Below are 19,728 nucleotides of genomic sequence, written 5' to 3' on the forward strand. Positions count from 1 at the left end.
CAATGCGCGCCGGAGTAGTAGATCGATTGTGCTCAGGCTTGGTACGGAAAGCGCATGGCTACTTGAGCCGCCCCTGCTGGCGCAGGTCATTTGCGATTTCCTGGATACGGGTCTCCCCGTGAAGAAGCGTTTGCGGGCTGGTGTGGACCGAGTAGTGACCGAGGACCAACTCGTAAGGATGCTTCGTCGCCGAACCCATGACGAATTCCGTATCCCGTACCGCTAGAAATTCGATGGCGTCCTCACCCTCTTCGAAGGTCGCCATCTCCCCGGCCTCAATGAGGCCCGGCGTCAGCAAAGAGCCAACACTCACGGCCGCCCAGGCGACTTCATGCCCAAGAGGTGGTTGGTATCGCCAGGTTTCGCCGGCCTTGAGCTTGACTGAAAAATAGTTGATGGGTGAGGGCGACTCGATGTTGGCTTTAGCCTGTCCATATTGGCCCAGCAGGACAGTCACCGGCCCCTCGATGGAGCGGGAATCGGGGTGAACGTATCGGCTATAGGGCTGCGTGAGTTCTGACGATGCAGGCAATGCCACCCAGAGCTGGAAGCCGCGGAGTCGATCGGACTTTCCGAACCCGCCGCCATGCCAGGCACCGCTGCCCGCATGCATCCACTCCATCCAGTCGTGGTCAATCTGGCCTCTTCGCCCCAGGTCGTCCTCGTAGTTGACAGACCCTTCGAATAACCACGTCAACGTTGCAATGCCTGAATGTGGATGCAGCCCCATGCGCTGCTCGCCAGCGTGGGCCAAGTCCTTGGCATCAATAAGATCCAGGAACACAAATGGCTTGAGTATCTCGCCGTGATCGGCAGGGCTCATGAGGCGAGTGACCGGGCCCTGCGTATACCCCCTTGTCCGGAAGGCGATGGCACGATGGCTATCGACTGGGTTGACTGTGATTTCACCGGGGGGCAGGGGCTTCAGCATGTTCGTAATCTCCGCAAAAGGTGGTCGGTCCATGGGATAGGGGTGCGTCTCACGCGGTCTGCCGACGTGCATCGCCGGCGCCAAGCTTCTCGAGCATTCGGCACGGAACGTTGCGTCATCACAATGTGGCGAAAGTGAGCTGCTGGCACTAGCTAGTGCGGATGGATTGCATTCATCCATCGATGGCGGGAATGCAGAGCTGGCGAGCCTCTCGCAATCGTGATCTACGGAGCGCGCCGCAACGGAACTTCTTCGAAAGTAAGGGAACGGACTAGTGGTCTTGGCTCGAAGCGGGCGGGGCGGTGGCATCTACCAGTCCGGCGGTAACCATTCGAGCCGTGATGAATTCGATGAATGCAGTCATGGCGTGGGGCATCTGGCGACGGCCCTGGTAAACGAGAAACAACTCGAAACCCTCGATGCCGTATGCGGGCAACACCTGGACAAGCTGGCCATCATCCACGTAGTGAGAAGTCATCACGTCTGGCAGGAGGGCGATTCCCATATCGGCGATGCATGCTTTGAGCAGCGCGAGCGCCGAATTGACATAGAGTCGCCCCTGAACATGAATCTCGACGGTTCCGTCAGGGCCATCGAGATGCCAGGCCACTCTGCCGGCCGCAGGCGGAGTCGCGATGCAGTCATGAGTTGCCAAATCCTCTAATGATCGCGGAACTCCACGTGCGGCGAGATATGCCGGGCTCGCCACGAGACAGGCTCTGTTGCTGCCAACGCGGCGTGCAATCAGCGATCGTTCGGTTACGGCACCAGTACGTATGGCGACGTCGATGCCCGCTGCGACCAGGTCAGCGCGGGCATCGCTGAGTGCGAATTCCAGCCGGACCTTGGGATAAGTCGCAAGAAACTCTCTTATCCATCCGAGCTCAAACCAGTTAAAGAAATCGGCGGGCGCGGCCACGCGTACCTTTCCGCTGGGAATCCGGCTTCCCTCAGCGAGATCCAGCGTGGCCTCTGAGAGTGCGTCGATCTGATCCGAGCTGCGCACGTACAGTGCCTCTCCAGCATCCGTCAACGTTAGGCGACGGGTCGACCGGTGCAGCAAGCGAAGCCCCAACTGCTCCTCCAGCTTCTGGATGCGTCGACTGGCGGTGTTCGATGGAATGCCGGCTCGTCGTGCGGCCTCAGCAAAGCTCCCTGCCTTCACAACCTGTACGAATAGGGCGATATCGTTGAGATCAACCATAAGATTCCTGCCGAGGAGAGCCTTCGCTGCGCCGGAGGCAGTGCGATTGTCGCCGAGACAGAGGCTTCCCGCACGAGGCGGCAATCGGTAACCGGGTGCCTGCGCCAAGCGGTTCAGTGGTAAATACGAGCACCGGCTCGCCACGGCGACGATGGCGATGACTCCGTTGACGACGCGGCGGCCGCCGAAGCGGCCCATTGGACGACCGGCGGCTAGGTTGCTAACCGCTGCCCTCAGAGCAACAGCAAAGTAGCCAGAGCGTGGGCGTCACCGCCAGTGGCTCGTGCGATCAAGTGAAGCACGTGATGACGACACACGTTGGCACCACGCTGGCTAGGATCACTTCGCGGGGTCGTCGAGCAATCCCGTGTAATGGGGGAGGTTCACTTCGACGTCAGGCTTGGTCTGCAACCCGAGTTTCATCAGCTGTTGAATGCGATGTTGCGCCTGCGGGCGCTGCACCGAAGTGATGAACGAAGCCCATTCGCCACCAAGCTCTTGGTCCGGAGGCAGGCTGGCGAGGTCGACGCGCTGCTTGATGTCGGCAAGGGTCTGCTTGTCGAACTTGGAAATGCGACGAGCCAGGTTGTCGACAAAGCCATCCAGCTCAGCATCGGGAAATGCACGATTGACGTAACCATATCGCTCGGCGAGCTCACCGTTGATGTCATCACCGCTGAGGAGCACTTCAAGAGCGCGCCCCCGACCGATCAGGCGAGGCAGGCGAGCCATGGGTCCGCCACCCGGCGTAAAGCCGGCACCGACCTCGAACTGCGAGAGAACGGCCTTTTCGCGACTGGCGAAGCGCATGTCGCTCGCCAGCGCCAGTTCGCTTCCGACGCCCGTGGCCCGACCGCGGATCATTGCAATCGACACGACGGGTGCGCGGCTCAAGCGTGCCAGCATGTCGGGAAGCGGAGGAAGTCCCGTGCGCCCCGCGGCCATGCTGGTCGTATCCGAGAGTGGCGGAACAAAGTTGTAGTGCGTCAGGAAGAAGCCAGGCACGGCACTATCGAATACCACGACCTTCACGCGCGGGTCTGTCTCGATCTGCGTGATCGCATCGTTAAGCTGAGGGATCGTCTCCGGGCCGAAGATGTTGTAAGGCGGATTATCCATCGTGATGCGCCAGTATTCGGGCGTGACGCGTGTAATCCGCACTTCCTTCCGGTGGATGGGGTGATCGACGTGTTCTTGCGCGGGCGAATTGGACACATCTTGCGCGGCACTAGCATGCGCAGGGAGAGTGGCAGCGATAGCACCAGCCGCAAGTGTGGCGGCGATATGGTGGAGTTTCATAAGAAAAAACCTATGGGTGGATGGATTGAGCAAATGGTGCGATTACACATGCGCGATTAGAAACGCCGTCACTCGAAAGCGACGTTTCGATCAGGCGGAGGCATGCCGTCTCACCGGTTGGAATACGGAGGAATGGCGCGTCTTTTGTTTTAGATGAGGCTGCATTAGACGCGACTGGATTCGCGCTGTTCCCTGGCCGTATCCATCGCCATCTCCCACGTGACGCGATCAAGAAAAGCGATCACCTGAGCAGGTCTTCCCTGAAGGACGATGTGCATGGCTGTTCCGCCAAGTTCTTCGATGAAATCGTTCTCAAACCAGTCCATAACCATCTCCAGGTCCGGCTCGACACGCATTGCCGCCTTGATGACCTGCGCCAAATGGCCGATGACAAGGTGGAATCGCGGTGGCCAATCCATGGTTACCTCAGCTTCGATGATGTGTTGATTCGCAGCGCGTCCGTCGATCAAACCGATGGGCCGGAGCGGCCGGCTAGTCGCCTGATGGATCATCCTCATTACTTCCTTTTCACCGAGATGCGGCATCTCAGGCCGCGGTGACCACGGTGTGGGTGCTTCCCGTACTTCCTTCGAACGTTTCAGATGGCAGGGCATCCATGCATCGGCGTGCGTACTGAAGCGGTGTCATGCCCACGGCACGACGAAAGTGCCGCGTCAAGTGACTTTGGTCGGCGAAGCCGATCTCGACGGCAATATCACTGATGCGCATGGCACGCAGGCGCAGCAATGCCTTCGCCTGCTCCAATCGCACCTGCAGCAGGTATTCCATCGGGCTGTAGCCCGTGCTGCGGCGGAACAGTCGGGCAAAATGGAAGCGGCTCATGCAGGCCGCGTCTGCGATGTCCTGTAGCGTCATTTTTTCGCCCAGTCGCTTGTGGATAGCGTTGATAACCCTGCAAAGTGAAACACGCGGGAGGCCGCGCTGCCGGACAACGGATTGCCCCGGCAAAATGCGGCCACCGGCGTCGCCCCTTGCATGATGGTCATCGAGGCGCATGCCAACGATGTCGTTGCGTTTGGAGTCCAAGTAAGTCAGGAATCCCGGCCAGGTGGGATCGGCGCGCGCGTGCATCGTGGTCTTGGCTGGTTTCCCTGAAGCCGACGCGGCAGAACGCGCCGACTCATCCCCGAGCTTCAAAAGAGGGGCGATCTCGCCCGCCGGCAAGTGCCATAGCTCCGTCATGTCGTCTCCAGGTGCCAGTGTCGTTCCGCATGGACGTGAGGTGAAATCGCTTTGAGAGATCATGTGCTTCCGAACAAGTCGTCAACGTGTGGCGGATTGGGCCAGCCGTTTCTCTCAGGCCATAAAGCTAACCGCCAGCTTCAGGTCACGAGCTGCTCGCCGGCGTGCTTAGAAGACCGTCTTGACGTATCCCGGATGTGTCGTCGCCGGTGATAAAGCGTGTTGAAATGTGTGTGGGGCGACGTCGGATACGTTTGGATACAAAAAAGCGGACTACTACTCGTTCTTAGGGTCCACCGGATGACTCTGAGGAACGCGCGGCGATGCCTGCGCCGTGGTACGGGTGAAGAAGTGTCACGATGCGGTGACAGAAGGGTTCGACACGAAGGATGTCCGTGCGCTGGATGTGCCCCAGCCTGGCATCGCTCAATTCAACGCCGACACCGCGTGCCTCCGTCACAGTGCTGCGTCCTCGACGTATGCGCACTGATGTTCTATGGCGCCCGTGCAACCGTGTCTATGTTGCGTCTACGACAACACACGGGAGTAGCCCAATGGATCGCAGTATCATTCACACCGACAATGCGCCCGCCGCGATCGGGCCATACAGCCAGGCCGTGCGATGCGGCAATACGGTATACCTTTCTGGCCAGATACCCATCTGCCCGCAGACGCAGCGTCCGGTGAACGATACGGTCGAGGCGGAAATCCACCAGGTATTTCGCAATCTCAGGGCAGTGGCGGAAGCCGCTGGCGGTGATCTGTCGCGCATGGTCAAGCTCAATGCGTACCTTACGGACCTTGCCGACTCCCCCAAACTCAACGCCATCATGGGCGAATACTTCACGGCACCTTACCCCGCGCGCGCCGCCGTGCGCGTAGCCGGTTTGCCCCAGGGCTTCCGCATCGAGGTCGAAGGGATCCTGATGCTGGACTGATGCCGCAGGCATCCCCGATGCGCTGACTCAGTGTGGGAACTGACCTGAGCAACCCGTACCTCGCCTCCATGGCGCGGTCGATGGATATCCGTGGCATTCGGCTGGAGCGACCGGAGGAAATCGAGGAGCGACTGGCGGAGGCCTTGTCGCATGACGGCTCGGTGCTCGTTGATCCCTTGGTCAGCCGCACCGAGCTGGCCATGTCGCCCAGCATCACCCGGCCGATGGCGAAGGGCTTCTCGCTGTAGATGGTGCGCGTGGTCATGAATGGGCGCGCCGATGAAGTGCTGGATCTCGCGTTGCACAATCTCTGGCGTCGACCGGTTGCATTGACGTCCGTCGACGAGAGCCGGGCCGGCGGCGTTGCCGCCCGGCTTTTATCGAGAAGGCCGCGTCGGGCCATGACGGCTATGGTTCATGTCTCGCGCTGCGGTGTCGCCCGCAGTATGGCCGATGCGTGCCCACTTCGATCCAAGCTGCGTGCGCGGTAAGGCACTTGTGTCTGACGTCGTCGTGGTCGGCATCCAGATGATCCATGGATGCGGTCCGGATGGCGATCGGCACGTGAACGGGTAAAGCAATGCGTCGGCGATCCGGCGTGGTGAGTTACAACGCGTGGCCATGCATCACCGCGGATGCATGGCCACGATATCGATAGGAGTGGAAACGTCAGGCGGGGTCTATGGCAAGGATGCGCTCGCCTCGCGCCTCGATATCCGCGCCGGCAAGCAGGCACAGATCTTCCCTGAAGCGCGCGGAGACGATCTGCACGCCGACGGGCGTGCCATGCGCGCTACCCGTGGCGACTGACAGGCCAGGTAGGCCCAGCGCGGGAAATGCGCGCAACAGCAATTGGGCGTCCCACACGCGCTGGAAGCCCACGTGCCCCTGGAGATCCAGGTCATCCGGGAAGGGGAGTTCTGCCGACACTGGAACCAACAATATGGGGTGGCGCGCGAAGAACAACTGCCATTCGCGGGCTGCGGTAGCACGACGTACAAGCGCCTTCGCTACCGCGTCGGGTGTCAGCGCCGCCACGCGGTCACGCACGCCTTCAACGACGGCCCGCGCACCAGGGTCGCCATCGCGTTCCACCGAATTGATTAGATTGGCGAAGCCGTCACCAAGCCAAAGATGCTCCTGGATTTCAGCGGCTTCGGTGACCGACGGCGTGTCATGGATCTCCTCGACGCGCCAACCCGCATCCACCAATCGGTCGCGTGCGTCCCACAGGGCTGCCTCAACCTCCGGGGAAATGGACATGCCGCCGGGACGCAGGCATAGCGCGGCGCGCCGCGGCATGACCGGACCAACGAGCGGTTGGGGTACGTACCAGGGGTCGCGCAGATCTGCGGCCGACATCACGGAGAGGCCGAGCGCAATGTCTTGTATCGTTCGAGCCATCGGGCCGGTGGCGGACATCAGTTGCGGACCGATGCCGCGTTCGGGTGACGACGCGTTGTAGGCGGGCACCCGGCCAAAGCTCGGGCGCAGCCCGTGGATGCCGCAGGCGTAAGCGGGATGGCGCAGCGAGCCGCCGATGTCGGTGCCCAGCGCAATGCTGCCGATGCCAGCCGCAACCGCCGCGGCACCACCACCCGACGAACCGCCCGGAGTGAGCCGCGGATCGCGCGGATTGAGCGTCTTGCCGTGCACGAGATTGCTTGTGAACCAGCGCAACGCGAACGTCGGCGAGTTGCTGCGACCAAGCATCACCGCACCGGCGCGCAACAGGTTGTCGACCGCCGGACTGTTGGTTCGCGCGATCAATTGTTCCTGCAGTTTCGTGCCGTTGGTGGTGGCGTAGCCTTCCACGTCGGTGTTGATCTTCACCGTCACCGGGACGCCCGCGAGCGGCCCGGGATCATCTCCCCGGGAAAGCGCGGTATCGACGAGGACCGCCTGCCGAAACACCTCATCAGGGCGGCACTCAACGATGGCGTTGATGCGGGGATTGACAGCATCAAGCCGTCGCAACGCATCTTCTGCCACTTCGCGAGCGGACACCTCGCGTGAGCGGACCAGTGCGGCAAGATCGCTCGCCGCCATGCTCCAGAGTTCAGTCATGTTGCCTCCAAGAACGGCTTAGACAAAGAAACGGTAAACGGGCGATCGAACATAGGAGGCATTGAACGTCCGCCATAGAACGCGAGTGCGCACCCGCTCGGCCTGGCTTCATGTTAAAAGCGTTTCCGCTCAGCAAAGAGCTGCGTGCCCCCTTTTTCAATACCTTGCCGCGAGCGAAGTAGCACCGCAGCGCCGACGCTGATGCGCATCCACTAGTTCGCCTGCAATGGGTGACCGTCTACGGGATCGTTATGGTCGCCACCAGGCCACCACCGTCGCGATTGGACAAAATCAGATTGCCCTCAATCGATCTGATCAATTGAGTGACAATAGCGAGTCCAAGGCCAGCTCCGTCGATGTCACAGTGGCGCGAACCAGCCGATCGATAAAACGGCCGAAGCACCTTTCTGAGCTCGCTCTCGGGAATGCCAGGGCCTCGGTCTGACACGGAGACGCATAAGGCATCACCTTCTTTTAGGTGCGCGGAAACCTCAGCTTTTCCAGCGTATTTGATGGAATTGTCGATCAGATTGCCCAACACGCGCCGGAGAGTCTTGGGGCAGGTCGTGACCTGACCCCCGATGGATGCGGAGAGCGTTACGGGCCGGCCCATGTCCTGATAGTCGAAGACGAGGCTCTCAAGAAAGGCAGCCGGGTCGATCTTAACCCGTGTTTTAGCGCCGCCGAACGTGCCGCGTGCGTAGGACACACCCTCGCGAACCAGGTGTTCCATTTCACGCAGATCGTTGACGATTTTTTGCTGCTCCGCGCATTCCCCCAGTGCCTCGACGCGCAGACGCATGCGCGTGATGGGTGTCTGAAGATCGTGAGACATCGAGGCGAGGATCTTCAAATGCTCCTTAAGATGACTGCTAATGCCATCCTGCGCTGATTCGCAGGCCATCACTTCATCTGGCTCTTGCTCGGTGAAGCCATCCGTAGCCCTGGTGCGTGCGGCCTTCACAGTGACGCCGATGCGCGCATCCTCCTGCCAACCCGCCTCAACTTGGGCCGGTTCATGAGCGCCAAAGAGATCCCCCTGGGATGTGACAATGGCCCGCCTGGCCTCACGATGCGATCGTTCAGTAAGTGCATCAAGTTGAATACTGTCACGAGAAGCCAGCACTAGATCAGGCGCTTGTTCGGCCAAGCGATTGGCGCAAATGGCACATAGGCTGGAAGAGAGGTCGTGGGCTGAATCGGCGGGTTTGACTATCATCCAAGAATCCTCTGGCGTAGGCGCGAAGAGCAATGGCTTCGCGCCACTCTCAACGTCAACCTCAACGTTCTCGATACTTGTCGTCGGTGACTTGATCCAGGCTAACCATCGGCCTGATCAGCGAGTGCGACTTCATCGCTGAGGCAATCTGTACTTCAGGTTCGAATACGGTATTGGCGAAAAATCGTTGATGCGTGGCTTCCCGGCGATACAAAGTGTGAGCGCCGCTTAGGCATAAATCCAATACAATTGGCCGACGCCACCCATATACAAAATGCATATGAACATCCATCACTTGGCTGTCTTCAATGCGATCGCCGAAACCGGAAGCATCTCCGCTGCGGCGCAACGGATGTATATCTCGCAGCCCGCGCTATCCCGAGAGATCAAGGATTTTGAGACGCGCCTTGGCATCACACTCTTCGAGCGCCTGCCCCGTGGCATGCGCATGACCCATGCTGGCGAGGTGTTGCAAGAATATGCAATTCGGCTGTTCGAGATCGCGCACACTGCGGAAGCCGCGATGAGAGAAATTGCCGATGCGCGCATGGGGAACTTGTCGATTGGTGCAAGCAATACCAACGGAACCTATGTCCTGCCTCAACGATTGGCGATATTTCGTCGAGCCAATCCTGGCGTGCGCATCACGATGTTCGTTGGTAACACCGAACAGATTTCCCAAGGCGTCGCCGACATGCGCTTCGCCCTCGGCTTCATCGAAGGTCCGTTACATGTCACTGGATTGATTGCCGAGCAGTTCCAAAAAGACGAACTTTTGCCCGTGGTGGCGGCGAATCATGAGCTGTTGAAAAAGAAGCGCTTGTCGGCGATCGACTTCAACGGCCAACCGCTACTGATGCGCGAGAAAGGCTCAGGCACGCGCGAACTCATTGCGGAGACATTGGATGCCAACAACGTCCAGCAAGGCAGCGTGATGGAGTTCGGCAATACTGAGGCATTGAAGCAAGCCGCTGTGCACGGCGGCGGGATCGCATGGTTGCCTCGCATCAGCATCACGAAGGAACTCGGCGAGGGAACGCTACAGTTACTTCCCGTCAAGGGCCTAATGATCCAGCGTCCGCTCAGCATTATTCGCCGCGCCAACGCGCATCTTGGGCCTACGAGCGAGGCGTTCCTGGAGTCCCTTCGCGCCAGTCTCCAGGGTTGAAGCCATGACGTTAGGCGCGCGATCAGCCCTCGTGCTGGTTTTCGATGGCGTAGTGCTTGATTCGACCAGCTCGTCCCCAATCCTCTACTTCTTCTCTACGTTACGGGCCCTGGTCGTTTTTCGCTGGATCAGAAGCTGAGATTTCTCTGATCAGCGTCTGTCGTCACAGCGGGTACGCACCTCCCGCTTATGGAAACTGGAATCCGTACCCGTGGCAGTCGCGAACGCACGCGGCGCGCGCTCAGTCGGACCTTAGGGCATCCACCTCAGGAAATGAGGCGTCGGATGACAAAGTCGACTTCGGGCAGGCGGTGCTTTGTGGATTTTGTAGGAGCGACATACCGGCCGCATTGCCACCAGGTCACTGTGGCGCTGTCCTATGACTTACTGTCGGACTGGGATAAATGCACCCAAAATCCATCCGCGTCTGGCCTCCTCATGCCTGACGTGGGCAGGGTGGGGTGATTAGGTCAAGTTGTCGGGGGTAGGGTGGTTGCGATTCGCCATGAGCCTGGGGTCCGGAAGGTGAGCTTTCGCTGGCCCGTCGATGTTAAACGGATGCCAGCTTGGCCAGCGCGTAGCGCGCTTCGGCTGCAATCTGCTCGATGCGCGTGCAAGCACCGTCCTTCTGCAGCGACTCCAGGGATTGTCCGAGCGCATTGCGCACTGTTCGCTCAGCTACCACTTGCGCTTTGCGCCAATGCGGCATTAGCGGCCCGGAGGTCAATGTGCGCACGCGGGAAGCAGCACCTAGGAATCGTGCCGCCTGGCGTACCTCACCACACTCACCCAACAGGTAGGCTGCACCTTCGACGCAACCGGCTACCCCGCGCCAGTGTTCCAGTGCAGCGAAGACGTCTATGCAAGTCAGCCAGTCTTCCGCCGCTCCTCGCTTCTTGCCTAAGTAGTGGCGCTGCAGGGCGCGGTTAACCAGCACATACACCGACTGATACTTGCCATAGCCGGGAACGGATACCGCCTCGAACGCCTCACTGAGGCAGGCCTCTGCTTCACAATGGCACTCATCCAAAGCCAATGCTACGCCACGCGCTAGCAAGGCCATGGAACGCAGCCACGCATCGTCTTCTGCATCCGCCATGGCCAGCGCTGCGTCTGCGCTGCTTTTCGCCCCAGCGGAGTCCCCCGAGGTTGCCAACTCAATGGACATGACGGCTTGGCCCGCCGCGGCCAAACGCGGATCTCCGAAATGCCGTGCCACCTTGATGCCCTCGCGGAGTAATTCCTTTGCGCGGTCGTGTTGTTGGGACTGGTGGTACATGATGCCGCACGCGATCAGAGCCCGAGCACGCTCCCGTGTTGGCGCCTTTTTTGCGCGCAAAGCTTGATCGAGCCAATGCGCAGATTCATCGTAGTTGGCACACATTCTAAAGTACCAACAAAGGTTGCCGCTCAAGGCCAAGGCGTCCCCGGCGTGTTCTGGCTTCGACAGGGCGTAGTCGAGTGCCGCATGCAAGTTCGCCCAGTCGCGCCTGATTCGATCACACCACTGTTGCTCACAATCCCCCCTGATCCCCGCATCGGCGCGATAAGAGAGATCCACGAAATGAGCGAGATGCGCGCTTCGCATGCGTGCTTCATTGCCACTCTCCGCCAGTTTTTCCAAGGCGAATAGCCTTACGCTATCCAGCAGTCGGTAGCTCGGAGGACGAGTTGTAGGGTCAGCTACCAGCAGTGATTTATCGACCAGTCCACCGACCGCGTCCATTACCTGCTCATCATCTAACTTGACCACCGTGCCGACCGCATTGGCGCCTCCAAGCGTGCAAGTGCCGACAAAAATCGCCAGGCCACAGAGCAATGAGTGTTCGCTATCTGAAAGTAACGAAAAACTCCATTCAATCAACGCGTGGAGGGTCTGATGGTGGGCGGGGCGGCTTGGGCTGGCCTCGGCCAGACTGAGAAGATGGGCGTCCATTCGATTTAGCAGCTGTTCCGGACTGAGTAAGCGAAGTCGAGCCGCCGCAATCTCAAGGGCGAGGGGCACGCCATCCAATTGGCGACAAATCCGAGCGACAACGGATCCATTTGCCGGCGTCAATGTAAACGTCGATGCGAACGCGCGAACGCGTGCCAACAGTAATTCGACGGCTGGCACTTTGGACAAGCGCGCGATGTCGTCGTCCGTGACCCATTTTTCCGCAGGTGGGACGGCTAATGGCGGCAGCCAGTACACGATCTCACCTGGGCAATTTAGGCGGTGCTGGCTAGTAACCAGCACCCGCAACTCCGCGCTCGATGCCAGTAAAGCGGAGATGATTGCGCCCACCGGTCCCGCAATCCGTTCGCAGTTATCAAACACTAGCAATACGTGCCGGGTACGCAGCAATTCACTTATACGCTCGATCAAATCGTCTACACCTGCCGCCATGCGTACATCAAACAAGCCGGCAAGCCAGTGCGACAAACCCTCGCCGTCGGCATGCGTTGTGCAATCAAGCAACCATACGCCGTCGGTGAAATTTTCGGCGCTCTGTCTCGCCAATTCCAACGCGGCCTGCGTCTTGCCGATACCTCCCGAGCCGGCAATAGTTACTAGTCGAGCATCGCGAAGAAGCTGCTTAATTTGGTGCAGGTCTGCGTCGCGTCCGATCAAAGGGGTTACGGGCTCCGGAAGACGAACTCGTGCTGGTGGAGCGACGCAAAGCGCCGGCGCCGGTTCTGATGGCTGGCCGTTCAGGGTGGCGATGAAGCGGTAGCCCAGCCCGTGCACAGTTTGGATGTAGCGCGGCTGGCTGCTGTCGTCCGCCATGGCGCGGCGTAATTGAGCTATGACCCGACTAAGTGTAGAGGGCGTGACGTAACTGTGACCCCACACGGCATCTAGCAGGTCATCGCGGCTGAGCAATTGGCCAGGATGCGCCAGTAGCTCCAGCAGCACCGCAAAGGCTTTCGGTTCCACATTAATTTCACATCCGCCGCGCACCAGCCTATGGGCCCACACGTCGACCACCACGTCCGCAAACACGAACGCGGCAGTTTTTGCTGGACTTGCCGAGTAGCTAGCGCTCCCCATGTCCAAGCACACCTTTTCAGACTTGGCCAAGGCATTCCGTGCCGAGCCGAATCTCGATATTCCCTCACCGATTCATCAAGACTCCGCGCCCCTAGAAGCAGAGCTTATACCCAGCGAGCACTGCACGCTTCCAAGACAAACAGAAGAGGCTTCCATGCGTACTCACTTGAAAACGATCACCGCCCTTGCCGCGATTGGCCTGACGGCACCGACAGCGCCCCTTAGCCCCGGGCCTGCGGCTTTGACACGGCCAACCACTCTGGTCGTGTGGTTGGTTCAGGCGGCGAGGCCATTTTCCGCTTCAAGGTGCTTGACGCTGGGTCTAATGCTCTAGCTCTCAAATACTGGCAACCATGGGAGCGGTTTCGTCGATAGTTCACCGTTACTCCGCAACCACAGACGCCTATTTCTAGCCATTAAGGGTGTCGATACGATATTTCGAATGTGGGAGCACAGCTCGTGAAGGGTGTCCGGACTCGCAGCTAAGGCCTGCTTTCGAACTAAACTGAACACTTGGCCAGTGCTACTGGCGCATCTGAATGCCAATGGCTGAGGCTTGTATATGTTTGAGCCCGTTATCATCGAGACTAGGCGTACTCGACTTCGACCTCTCCAGAAAGATGACGCGTCCGTCTTCTTTGAAGTGTGGTCTGATCCTGAAGTGGCGCATTATTTTTCCTTTCCGCCGATGCAACATATTTTCCAAGCGCATCAACGCGTCACTGAAAAGCTACGATCATCTTCCGAAGGGAAAGGCATCATTTTTGTTATTGAATCAAACGATAGTGGAGAAGTGCTGGGTGATTGCGGACTGCACAATGCTGACTGGCGTTGTCGGCTCGCAGAAATAGGCTTCTGCTTGGCGCGCAGGCATTGGGGAAAGGGATATATGACCGAGGCAGCTCAAGCCCTCATCGATTACGGTTTCAGGGAAGCGGGCCTTCGTCGCATTGAGGCAAATATCGATCCACGCAATCGACCCTCAGTCATGGTGGTTGAGCGCATCGGTTTCAAGCTGGAGGGGTACTTGCGAGAGCGCTGGGTCACCGGCGCTGGAGAAGTGTCGGACATCCTCCTGTATGGCCTTATTCAAGGCGACCGTCAAAGGGAAGGAGCCTGAGCATTGCAAGCCCGGCACAATCGTCCTTGTCGGTAACCCGAAGCAGACCTCAGCGTTTGCCTGGGGGAGAGCCGCGCTGAGTTCGAGCCACCGCCACGCGGCGTCGATTAGCCCGTGTTATCGGGGGTGGGGAGGCGCCCGCAGATTCGGGTTGTGCGCAAACGGTTGCGCTTGTCGGACGCCTTTATTCTGGTCGCCCCGAATCAGAGGTCGCTGAGTGAACAGGCACCTTCGCGAGTCAATGGGGCCGCCCGATAGGCCACTTGGCAATCGCGTCCATATCAGCGAGTGCGGAACTATATCGACGCGTTCGCTTGGGCCATCGTCTCGGCCTTACGTTCAGACGGGTCGGAGGCTGGGGCGATTCTGAATCCGTACTGCTTCCTTTCGGCGCGAGGTGACCAGGCTGCGTGCGTGAGTTCGTGAGCCAACAACTGCTCGCCGGCGGCTGTCTCTGGTGCGTACTCACCGACGTCAAAATGAATGTTGCGGCCCACCGTATAGGCCCGCGCGTCTATGGCTTGTGCGGCAACGGCGGATGCGGCCCCGGTGTGCAGGCGGATCTCGGAAAGATCGGTACCTAGCGCCGATTCATAACGACGCCGGATGGCGCTTGGCAACGCGACCCCTGAATCGCCGACGGCTGCTTCCAGAGCAGCCTGGGCGCTGGTTGCGATCGTACCTGCACCGCGGACCTTCCGATTGAGGTTGTAGCCGCGATCTACGGGCAGCGGCGACCAGTAGTCTGCATAGGCATCGCCGGTGTCCGCATTGATCGAGGATGTCGTGGGTTCGACTTTGAGCATATCAAGTGCGTGCCATAGGGCGAAGCCGATGGCCTTGTCTGGCGACGGCAGGATCGAATCACTGAGCTCATGTCGCTTCACGCCACCGACATCGATCTTGTATTCGTCCGCGACGAGGAAGTCCTTTTCGAGGTGCAGCGTTTCGGATCCGATATAGCGTTCACGGCGAATCACCCCTAGTCGGCCGGCTTTCACCAAATATTGCGCGAAATCCCGGGTGCCTTCGATCGCCCGTTCAACCATCGTTTTGATTGCACTGACGAATTCGAAAAAGCTACTCCAGGCAAGCTTCAGTACCTTCTTGATGATCGTCACGACAAAATCGACGATTCCCCAAGGCGACGACGGCAACTCGAGTTCGAAGAGATCGTACAGATCCTGCTCAACGGCGCCGATGGCGTCCAGCAATGGCTCCAAGATGTGGAAAAGAAGAGGATCGATCCTCTTTCCGAGGAATTCCTTGAGGTAGCCAGCCACGTTGTGCTTACCCATCGCCTTGATGATGCCGACGATTAGATCGATTGTTCCGCCAACCCACTTCCGTACAAAGTTGACAATGGCGCCGACGAAACCGCTGATCGCATCCCAAACTTGCGCGGCGGCGTCGAGGATTGCGAACGCTTTCGCAAAGCTCGGTTCATTCTTGAGTCCGGCGACCAGAGATGCGAGATCGAAGCCGCCCTTGTTGTCGGCCTTTGGTTTGTCCTCGGGTTTCTTTTCCTGTGCCTCCTTCCTCCTAACCTCGGACGGCGTCGCCTTGCCGTCCGCCTTGGCGGTGATCGGGTGTTCGGTGTTAGGGATCTTGGGGGGATTCTCTTGCTTCTCTGGGATCGGCGGCTTGGTTTCCGTTGTGAGCGGGTTTCCAAAATTCACGACGTAGGTAAAGATCGGTCGTTCCTTAAGCAGCACGAAGCTTGTTAGCGGATCGCCTTTCCATTTGTTCTCGTAGGTGCCATTGAGCACCGAGAAGTCGGCGTAAGGAAGGACGGCGCCGGTCACGCCGAACAGCAATGTCAGCCCAACCTCGCCGCCCGCACTGATACCACCCTCGGGTGTGTATACAACTTCGACGGTTACCGGCGGCTTGAGCGCTAACGCTGCTCGACCTGTGATCGGGATCGCGATGCCACCGCCGCCTCGAAGTAGCTTGGTGCTGATGATGAATACGCCCAGGCCAACATTGGGCGTCGCCGTCAGGGTCGCCGCCAACTCGCCGAGAAACTGCATGCGCGCCCTTGCGCGCGCGAACTCGAAGGTCTTGAAAGAAAAATCTTCGAGCGTGACCGCGGGTCTTAGGCGCAGATCGAAACTATAGGAGAAGGCGAGGTTGAAACCGACATCGAGGTAGAGTCCGACGACCTCGTAAAAGGAAATCAACTCCACCTGTTTAGAGAGATCGACGAGGGAATGCTCTTTGGGTCCGTACCTCAGTAGCGTGATTTCTTCGACGGACAGGGATGCGGTCACGGTCTCCTTCTTGTTGTCGTAGTACGCATCGCCACTGGCGACCAGACCCTCCTTGATGCGGACGTGAATCTTGCCGCCAACTGTTAGGTCATCCTTCTCGTAGCGGATGCGCAACGAGCCCCAGACTTTGTCCTTGTCGCTACCAAAGGCGAATTCGCCACTGGCGCGATCGATATGAAATCTGGATTGATCGACGGTCGCGTCGACACTGGCGTCCTTAAGTGGCCCGATGTCGATTACCTGGAGCGTGAAGTGCAGCGCAATGGCACCCTTCTCGTCGACGTCAGCATGGAAACGCGGAATCTGAAAGTGCTTGCCAAGCTTGAGCGTGTCGGTAGTGCCAATAGTCGAGCGAACAAACTTGCCGTCATCAATCTCGACCTTACCTTTGACGCCCAGCTTACCGTCCTTCGTGAGGCGCTTGAGCGGCGCGGCATCGATCGCGGCGTCGACCTCAATAGAGCCACCAAAAAGCGGCTGGTCTCCGGGCTTCTGGCCGGCGGTGTAGGTCACGGCGCCTTTCAGCATACCGGAGAGGGCGGGATTCGTCTTCGGATAGGCAAGCGTTGGCGTTTTGTAAACAAGGGTCGCGTTTTTGATTTGGTTCGCTTCAATTACGACGTTTTCTGCGCTAGCTTCGCCGAATGCACCCAATTGAGCGAAGAGGCTGGCCGAACCGCTAAATGCACCGGTGTTCGCATCCAAGTCGAGGTTCGTCGCGATACCGCTAATGGTGATGCCACCATACTTTTTCTTGATGCCAACCTTGTCGGCATGGACCTTCTTGGTGCCCTCCTTGGGGGCGCAGGTGAAGTTGGCCTTGAACGGCTCGAGTCCCTCGACGATGTCTGTGACGGTAACGTCGCCTACAATGTTCCATTGCCCGCCAGAGTTGTCGTAGGTGACGGCGATGGCGCCCTTGATGGTTCCCTCTTGGTTCGAGAGATCGACTCGCCCATGGGCCGTTAGGCCCTTCTTTCCGTAGGTGATCGTGACCTTGGCGCCGACGGTGATGCCTCGAATGCCACTTGGCCCTGGGGCCACGTCGAGTGTTCCCTCAACGCCGGCGTCGGTCAGTCTCGCGTCGGCCGAAACACGCTTATTGAAGAAACTATCAAGGGATGTCGTTAGATTGTCGAAGTTATTGTCAGCGTGGCCGTAGATCACGGCTCCCTTTTCTTTAACGGACCCGGCTTCTCCGTCTGACATCGGATGTATCGCCTGGGGTTTTGGTTCGCCTCCGGATTTGACCTCGTCACCGAGATCGAGGGCGATCAAGATGCTCCCTGAGGCAATCTCAGCTTCCCGTATCTGCGCCAGCTTGAAGTCGGCGCGCTTGATATTGGCACCGGTTAGTTTTTTCGGTATGTTCTCGACTTTCTGCTCGACTTGGTCAGGATTTGGGATCGGAAGCTCGATCAGAGGGTTGATCTTGATCGTCGTCTTTTTTGCTGGATCGCCCGAGAGGTTTGGGTGGATCCGATAGCCCTCGGGCTTGCGCGGCTTCTTCTTGGGATCAATGAAAGCCCTGTCTAGTTCGGTCGTCCACGCCTCGGCTAGCTTGTAGAGCGGATCGCCCTTTACCGGGATCGTGGAAATCGCAAGGTAGTATTCGACGGCAGTGAACTCGCCCATATCACGTGAGATATTGCCTTCACTGAGGAGGTACCCCTTAATGCGCGGTGGCGTGATGATGCGCTTGTAGTCCTTCATCTGCTCGATTTCCTCGTCGCTCGGCGGTGACGTTCGCGCCTTGCTTTCGAGGATGTGATAAGCATTACCGACCTTGATGTAACCGTCACCGCGGCGCAGAGCCTGGAGCTCGCCAGACGGCTTGACCTTGAGGTTCTCATTTTCGGTGAACTCTTCACCGAAGTAGACCTGCGCTGCCGTGGCGGAGCCGCCCTTCCGCAGCTTGGCAATAAATCTCGCTTGGAGATCGCCTTTTATTGGATTCCAGTTCTTGGGGAACCCTTCCGGATGAATTACCAGCGCGAAGAATTCATCGATGCCAGTGTATTGCTTGAGGACCCAATCACGCAGTTTCTCTCGACCCTTCCCGGCGTCCTTCATTGGCTTGAGCGCTTTGATCGCGTCTTTGACTTCATCGGCACCGGTTAGCGCTTTCTTCTTTTTCTTCTTCTTTGCAATGGTGACTAATCGACCGACTATATCGATATAGGAGTTCAAGCTTTCGACAGGATCGGCATTGTCGCGCTCATAACGGCCTCGTTCATTGACGGTCTCGCGTGGATTTTCATCGCCAAGCTTGGGATTGATCTCTCTGTTATTGAATTGACAGGCGCCGAGAAACACGTAACGCGTCGTACGCAGGTCTGCAGTCTTGGTGTCTATGTCCTGGGGAACGGCGCGCGAAGTCCATATGCTGCTATTGCCTATCGAGAAGGCCGTGCGCGCTATGGCATCAGCGTTTAACTTGCCTCCGGATCCGCGTTTGAAGACGTGGTCCGACAGTTCGTATCTGGCTCGGCGCTTATCGATGGTGACGTTTTCCACCGGGTTGGCCGCTATATAGTCTTCCAACGTCCACGAGTTTTCCGAACTCCTTAAGAAGGCCGGATTGAATGTGGGGTCGGGGCTATTGATGTCCTTGGAGACGCCGAAATGCGGAGCTTCTCCAGCCTTAAGAGTCTTGAGAGCGAACCCTGCGACACTGGCCAGCTTGACAAGTCGCTTCTTAGCTTCGGTCGCGGCGGTCACCGGCTTGTCTTCGTCGTTCTTGTCCTCGCGCTGGACGGCAACCGGGGCGCCTCGATGGACTGCATTGGTATGACCGGCGGCCGCCGCATCGGCCTCGCGCTCGACCTCGCTTCCCGAGGGGCCGAGGCGGATCGAGCCGGGCTCATACCGTGCTGGCGCCGGACACCGGATGCCATCCTGTTGACGGACATGGGCGAACTCGTGCCGGACGAGCGAGAGGCTTGGTCGTGGATTGGCGAACACGACCAAGTTCTGAATGGCGAAGGCACGTGCATCGATGAGGCGACACGCTGCTGCTGCGGCCTCTCCGGCATGGATCTCGAGAGCGGACAATGACAGGCCAAAATCGCGGGCGACTGCGGCCGCATGCGGCACCTGCGCGCGTGGCGCCGTGCGTGCCTGCTGGACGATGTTGGCAAGGTCGCCGGCTGGGCCGGCCTGCAAGTGATTACTTGCCGCCGCGCGCCGGGGAGATCCCGCCAGCTTCCGAGCGGCCGCCGGTTTCTGCGTGCTGGCCGGACGGATTGCCTGGACCTGAGCGCGGCGCATCG

Annotated in this window: 14 protein-coding genes; 5 read left to right on the forward strand and 9 right to left on the reverse strand. The window is 59.0% G+C overall.

The genetic code is table 11. The features are described from left to right. Positions 1-58: 58 nt before the first annotated feature. From OUZ30_RS09810 to OUZ30_RS09830, 5 genes are all read right to left on the reverse strand, one after another. Positions 59-931, reverse strand: a complete 873-nt coding sequence (locus OUZ30_RS09810) for a pirin family protein (RefSeq protein ID WP_266182056.1) — start codon at positions 929-931, stop codon at positions 59-61. A gap of 271 nt (positions 932-1,202) precedes the next feature. Beyond that, entirely contained in the window at positions 1,203-2,135 is a 933-nt protein-coding gene (locus OUZ30_RS09815) for a LysR family transcriptional regulator (protein ID WP_266182057.1), read from the reverse strand. A 339-nt stretch (positions 2,136-2,474) separates the two neighbouring features. Further along, the gene (locus OUZ30_RS09820; RefSeq protein WP_266182058.1) at positions 2,475-3,434 is read right to left on the reverse strand and encodes an enoyl-CoA hydratase/isomerase family protein; all 960 of its coding nucleotides are present in this window, start codon (positions 3,432-3,434) and stop codon (positions 2,475-2,477) included. 164 nt (positions 3,435-3,598) lie between these two features. Next, the gene (locus OUZ30_RS09825) at positions 3,599-3,946 is read right to left on the reverse strand and encodes a hypothetical protein (protein ID WP_266182059.1); all 348 of its coding nucleotides are present in this window, start codon (positions 3,944-3,946) and stop codon (positions 3,599-3,601) included. A gap of 34 nt (positions 3,947-3,980) precedes the next feature. Further along, positions 3,981-4,637: a helix-turn-helix transcriptional regulator gene (locus OUZ30_RS09830; RefSeq protein WP_266182060.1), complete on the reverse strand. Its 657-nt coding sequence runs from the start codon at positions 4,635-4,637 to the stop codon at positions 3,981-3,983. 554 nt (positions 4,638-5,191) lie between these two features. On the opposite strand from OUZ30_RS09830, the gene OUZ30_RS09835 reads away from it, so the two are divergent. Together OUZ30_RS09835 and OUZ30_RS09840 are read left to right on the forward strand one after the other, a co-directional pair. Next, on the forward strand, positions 5,192-5,575 hold the full coding sequence (locus tag OUZ30_RS09835; protein WP_266182061.1) for a RidA family protein: 384 nt from the start codon (positions 5,192-5,194) through the stop codon (positions 5,573-5,575). A 32-nt stretch (positions 5,576-5,607) separates the two neighbouring features. Continuing rightward, the gene (locus tag OUZ30_RS09840) at positions 5,608-5,823 is read left to right on the forward strand and encodes a thiamine pyrophosphate-dependent enzyme (RefSeq protein WP_266182062.1); all 216 of its coding nucleotides are present in this window, start codon (positions 5,608-5,610) and stop codon (positions 5,821-5,823) included. Positions 5,824-6,244: 421 nt separating this feature from the next. On the opposite strand, the gene OUZ30_RS09845 is transcribed toward OUZ30_RS09840, so the two are convergent. Next, positions 6,245-7,642 (reverse strand): amidase family protein, encoded by a 1,398-nt coding sequence (locus OUZ30_RS09845; protein ID WP_266182063.1) that lies wholly within the window; start codon positions 7,640-7,642, stop codon positions 6,245-6,247. A 238-nt stretch (positions 7,643-7,880) separates the two neighbouring features. Continuing rightward, positions 7,881-8,861, reverse strand: a complete 981-nt coding sequence (locus tag OUZ30_RS09850; protein ID WP_266182064.1) for a sensor histidine kinase — start codon at positions 8,859-8,861, stop codon at positions 7,881-7,883. A 280-nt stretch (positions 8,862-9,141) separates the two neighbouring features. Here OUZ30_RS09850 and OUZ30_RS09855 point away from each other — a divergent pair, with 280 nt between their 5' ends. Further along, complete coding sequence (locus OUZ30_RS09855) at positions 9,142-10,029, forward strand: LysR family transcriptional regulator (protein ID WP_266182065.1); 888 nt, start codon at positions 9,142-9,144, stop codon at positions 10,027-10,029. Positions 10,030-10,579: 550 nt separating this feature from the next. Here OUZ30_RS09855 and OUZ30_RS09860 read toward each other — a convergent pair. Then, on the reverse strand, positions 10,580-13,093 hold the full coding sequence (locus tag OUZ30_RS09860) for an ATP-binding protein (protein ID WP_266182066.1): 2,514 nt from the start codon (positions 13,091-13,093) through the stop codon (positions 10,580-10,582). 237 nt (positions 13,094-13,330) lie between these two features. Here OUZ30_RS09860 and OUZ30_RS20425 point away from each other — a divergent pair, with 237 nt between their 5' ends. Both OUZ30_RS20425 and OUZ30_RS09865 read left to right on the forward strand, forming a co-directional pair. Then, a complete protein-coding gene (locus OUZ30_RS20425) occupies positions 13,331-13,438 on the forward strand; it encodes a protease inhibitor I42 family protein (RefSeq protein ID WP_425601493.1) in 108 nt (35 codons plus the stop codon). A gap of 187 nt (positions 13,439-13,625) precedes the next feature. Continuing rightward, on the forward strand, positions 13,626-14,183 hold the full coding sequence (locus OUZ30_RS09865) for a GNAT family N-acetyltransferase (protein ID WP_266182067.1): 558 nt from the start codon (positions 13,626-13,628) through the stop codon (positions 14,181-14,183). A gap of 296 nt (positions 14,184-14,479) precedes the next feature. On the opposite strand, the gene OUZ30_RS09870 is transcribed toward OUZ30_RS09865, so the two are convergent. Beyond that, entirely contained in the window at positions 14,480-19,726 is a 5,247-nt protein-coding gene (locus tag OUZ30_RS09870) for an eCIS core domain-containing protein (RefSeq protein ID WP_266182068.1), read from the reverse strand. Positions 19,727-19,728: the final 2 nt, after the last annotated feature.

The organism is Dyella humicola, from assembly GCF_026283945.1.
GTDB classification, from domain to species: domain Bacteria; phylum Pseudomonadota; class Gammaproteobacteria; order Xanthomonadales; family Rhodanobacteraceae; genus Dyella; species Dyella humicola.